The organism is Bradyrhizobium altum (genome assembly GCF_020889705.1).
In the GTDB taxonomy this organism is placed as follows: domain Bacteria; phylum Pseudomonadota; class Alphaproteobacteria; order Rhizobiales; family Xanthobacteraceae; genus Bradyrhizobium; species Bradyrhizobium altum.
Genome location: NZ_JACMYP010000423.1, coordinates 1 through 4,670 on the forward strand (window position 1 = coordinate 1; position 4,670 = coordinate 4,670).

At 58.3% G+C, this 4,670-nt stretch carries 3 protein-coding genes; 2 read left to right on the top strand and 1 reads right to left on the bottom strand.

Going from position 1 to position 4,670, the window contains the following annotated elements:
* Positions 1-366: 366 nt before the first annotated feature.
* Together H8B02_RS45365 and H8B02_RS45370 are read left to right on the top strand one after the other, a co-directional pair.
* The gene (locus H8B02_RS45365) at positions 367-1,449 is read left to right on the top strand and encodes an HlyD family secretion protein (RefSeq protein ID WP_229172230.1); all 1,083 of its coding nucleotides are present in this window, start codon (positions 367-369) and stop codon (positions 1,447-1,449) included.
* A gap of 31 nt (positions 1,450-1,480) precedes the next feature.
* On the top strand, positions 1,481-3,637 hold the full coding sequence (locus tag H8B02_RS45370; RefSeq protein ID WP_229172229.1) for a peptidase domain-containing ABC transporter: 2,157 nt from the start codon (positions 1,481-1,483) through the stop codon (positions 3,635-3,637).
* Between the two features lie 621 nt (positions 3,638-4,258).
* Here H8B02_RS45370 and H8B02_RS45375 read toward each other — a convergent pair.
* Positions 4,259-4,670, bottom strand: a 412-nt coding sequence (locus H8B02_RS45375) for a TCP-1/cpn60 chaperonin family protein (protein ID WP_283842322.1), incomplete at its 5' end; no start/stop codon positions are given.

The following is a 4,670-nucleotide window of genomic DNA, read 5'->3' on the forward strand; positions in this document are numbered from 1 at the left end:
TTGGAAGTGAAGAGATTGCACGCTCTCAAGTCTCTGGCAGCCCGCGCGGGACACGAGCAACACTGCGTCCTTCGTTACCACCTGTTGTCGGGTTAGTAGCGTTCCAGACACAGTGATGTTCGGACGGCGTGCCGCCGCACTCTCAGTTAAGCCGTTGGATAAAAGCGGAACCGTTTTCTGGGGCTCTTCCTGCACACAGTTGGCACGACTCTTGAATTTCTCTCTTTGCGTTGCCGAACACCGATTAGCGGTATCCGTGGAAGCTGCTAATCGTCATGAGCTTCTGACATGACCGATATCCTACTTCCTCCTGAAATTGTCAGCTTCACCGCGGAGAGCGTCCTCTCCCGACGATCAGGACGATCTTTGGTCATCTATAAGATCATTGTGCTCTTTGTTGTTGTGACATTGGTCTCACTGCCAATCATCACCGTAACGGTCTCTGTTCAAAGTGCCGGGACGATTCGCCCCACCATCGAGAAGACGCCCCTGATCGCGCCTGTCTCCGGACGCGTCTCGCGCATCCTTGCCGTTGACAACGATCTGGTTAACCGAGGGCAAGAGATCCTCGCCCTCGATGATGAGGTGGTTGAGCAAAGGCTGATGGCGCTTACGGGCGAAATTCGTGCGAAAACCGATCTTGCCCGTGACCTCGAAACTCTGATTTCCTCTGGCACAGAGGCTAAGGACCAGATCCACCTCCTGACCAAGTCCGCCACTGCTGAGCGGCTACATTTTCTCAACCTGCTGCGGGAGAACCAATATGCCCGCAGTCATGCTGCGGCAGAACTCGACCGCGTTAAGCGACTGGTCTCCGTTGCTGCATCGCCCGCAAAGGCCGTTGACGAAAAGACTTTCGCACTCCAGAGCATTGAGGTCAAAGGCGAGATCCTCGCACGTAGCAAATCCGCCGAATGGAACCAGCAGCTCTTCGACACTAACCTACGCCTTAAGGAACTTACAGCCAGCTTGCATCAGCTCGAGAACGAACGGGATCTGACCCTCATTCGAGCTCCCGTGTCAGGCGCTCTAGAGCAATTCTCCGGCCTCACCCCGGGCAGCTATGTCCAGGCGGGGCAAACCGTGGCTTGGGTATCGCCCGACGGCGAACTGGTGGCTGAAATCTACGTCTCTCCCAACGACATCGGCTTCGTGCGATCGGGCCAGTTGGTGCGGCTCCAAGTGGATGCCTTCAACTACAATCGATGGGGTGTCATCGACGCGACAGTGCTTGACGTGGCGCAGGATTTCACTCTCCGCGACAAGAACCCCGTCTTCAAGGTCCGCTGCGCGCTCTCTCGCAACCATGTCGCGCTCAAAAACGGGGTTGTCGGTCGCCTGAAGAAAGGCATGACCGTGCGGGCCCGTTTCCTCGTGGCCGACCGCACGGTCCTGCAACTCCTCTACAGTGAAGTCGACGATTGGCTCAATCCGCTGCTGACGCGCTAGTTCTTCATTTCCAAATACGCAACGAGCCGCCATGTCGAGCAAGGTCATCAAGTTCAAGCAACGTGATGTCACGGATTGCGGGGCCGCCAGTCTTGCTTCTGTCGGAGCTTTCTATGGCTACAAGCTGCCATTGTCGCGCATCCGCCAGTACGCCTCGACCGGCCGCTCCGGCACCACGGTGTCGGGCCTCACGCAAGCGGCTCAAAAGCTGGGCTTCATCGCCAAGGGAGTGAAGGGTGGCTTCGACAGCCTGTACAAGATCCCCAAGCCCGCTATCGCGCACGTCATCGTCAAGGAGGTCTTGCACCACTTCGTCGTAATCCAGGCGATTGACGCTAGGTGGGTCATCATCATGGACCCAGCCTATGGCGAAATCCGCAAGCTGTCGCATGAGGAATTCAAGAGGCAATGGACTGGCGTCCTGGTGCTCCTCGTTCCGGCAGACACCTTCAAGCGCCGTGACGAGAGCACCTCCCCTCTTCTCCGCTTCGCCCGTCTGCTTGCGCCACATAGGGAGATGATGGCGCAGGCTCTCGTCGGGGCGCTGGTGACGACGATTCTCGGCCTCTCGACCGCCATCTACGTCCAGAAGATCGTCGATCACGTGATCACAGCAGGCAACCGCAACCTGCTCAACCTGATGAGCATCGCCATGCTGCTCATCCTGGTGCCACAGATCCTGATCAATATCCTCAGAAACCGGCTCGTCCTGCAAACGGGGCAGAAGATCGATGTCTGCTTGATCCTCGGCTACTACAATCACATCCTAAGCCTACCCCAGAAGTTCTTCGACAGCATGCGCCTGGGCGAAATCGTTTCCCGCATGAACGACGCCGTGAAGATCAGGAGCTTCCTGAACGATGTCTCGATCACCATGTTCGTCAACGTGCTAGTGATACTGTTCTCGTTCGGACTGATGTTCGTTTACTCGTGGAAGATCGCCTTGGTCGTGGTGATCTCCATCCCTATATATCTCTCAGTCTATTGGATCATCAACCGGCTGAATAGGAAGCGCCAGCGCGCCATTATGGAGAATGCCGCCGATCTCGAGGCGCAACTGGTTGAATCACTGGGTGCGGTCTCCACTATCAAGGCGTTCAGTATGGAGAGTTTTGTCAACCTCAAAGTGGAGACCCGCTTCATCAAGACGCTGCACTCCGTCTACAGTTCCGGCCTCATCTCGGTCTTCGGAGACAATGCCTCGACTTTCCTCTCGACCCTATTCACCATCGTACTGATGTGGTTCGGTACGACGCTTGCCCTCGATCAGACCGTCACGCCCGGCGAATTACTGTCCTGCTATACGTTGCTCGGCTATATCACCCGGCCGGTTGCAAGCCTGATTCAAACTAATCGGATCGTTCAGGATGCTTTGATCGCGGCGGATCGCCTGTTCGAGATCTTCGACCTGGAGCCGGCTAGCGGCGGCGACATTGATGCCACCAAGCCCGAGCTTGGCGATATCCGCTTGGAGAACGTCACGTTCCGCCATGGCGCGCAGTCGGAGCTTTTCCAGGATCTCAGCGTCACCTTCCGCCGAGGCGAGATGACGGCCGTGGTGGGGGAAAGCGGCTCCGGCAAGAGCTCCCTTGCGGCGCTGCTGCAGAATATTTACCCGCTTGAGGGCGGACGCATTCGGATCGGCTCTTATGACCTCCAGGACCTCTCGACCGTATCCCTGCGTAAGGTTATTGCTGCGGTACCGCAATCGATCGACGTGTTCTCGGGCTCGGTGATCGAGAACGTCGCCCTTGGCGAGTTCGAGCCGGACATCGCGAAGGTCCGGCAACTTTGCGAGCAAATAGGGCTGCGGGAGGTGATCGAGCGCTGGCCTGGTGGCTACCAAGCCTATCTGGGCGAGAACGGCGTACGCCTGTCCGGCGGCGAGAAGCAGCGCCTTGCCTTGGCTCGGGCTCTGTACCGGGATCCGAAAATCCTGATCCTCGACGAGGCGACCTCCTCTCTCGATTCGGTCGCCGAGGCGCGTGTCGTACGCGTGGTTGAGGATCTGCGTCGGGCTGGTAAGATCATCATCGTCATCTCTCATCGGCTCAGCACCATTTGTGACGCCGACAAGATCGTGGTCTTGGACAAGGGACGGGTTATTGCGGAGGGACGGCATGCGGATCTGCTGATAGCTGAAGGCGCTTACGCTCGCTTGTGGCGGGCGCAAATCGGATCTAGCTAAGCCCATCAGCGCCTCCGTAAAGTTCGGATGGATTCGACATCGGCCTCGCTTTGGTGTCAAACGAACCGGCTTCCGAACAGCCGCATTCTGCGAGGCTGAGCCTTATTGCCGGAGCTTGGGGGCATCGCAGAATTTTCGAGGATCTTACGCTAAGGTGATTCGAGGAAAGCCCGCCGGGCGCTGACGCGTTGTTTCATCCAAGAACGAGTAGGAGCGGTAATCGGCGAAGAGACCCCTCAACGGAGGGATACGAGGGACGTACTTTGCCCAGCGCAGCGGTGTGCGAAGTTCAGTGCGGCCGTCGGCAAAGTTGGTCTCCTAATCGGTAAGCGGCAAGGAGACCAAGGAGACCCCGTCTGGCGGAGTGATTGAGCGATCGGCTATTGACTGCTGAGTTTGTGAGCCGATGGGAGCTTCTATGTCTGCGGCTAGTTCTGGAACTAGAACCTTCCACATGCGCCAATCAGGCGGTCTTCGTCGTACTTCGTCGTATGCGTACTGAAGTTCGGGGCTTGGGCTACGCGCACCGAAATAACAAGGGGACATGAGTGCGGCGTCAAAGAAAAACCCCGGCATTGGAGCCGGGGTTCTGTAATTCTCGCTTTCTTCGATGCGGCTGGATCAGAAGTCCATGCCTCCCATGCCGCCGCCCGGGGGCATAGCCGGGCCGGCTGCGGCCTTCTTCGGCAGCTCGGCGACCATGGCCTCGGTGGTGATCAAGAGCGCCGCCACGGAGGAGGCGTTCTGGATCGCGGTGCGCACGACCTTGGTCGGGTCGATGATGCCCTTGGAGACGAGGTTGCCGTATTCGCCGGTCTGCGAGTCGAAGCCGTAGGCGTACTGATCCTTCTCGAGGATCTTGCCAACGATCACCGAGCCGTCTTCACCGGCGTTGATCGCGATCTGGCGGGCCGGCCAGGACAGCGCCTTGCGCACGATCTCGACGCCGGTCTTCTGGTCGTCGTTCTTGGTGCGCAGGCCCTTGAGCTGCTCGGAAGCACGGAGCAGGGCGACGCCGCCGCCCGGGACGATG

Bases quoted from the DNA above. Each gene is read 5' to 3' on its own strand.
- H8B02_RS45370 (WP_229172229.1), top strand. From the start codon at position 1,481: ATGTCGAGCAAGGTCATCAAGTTCAAGCAACGTGATGTCACGGATTGC.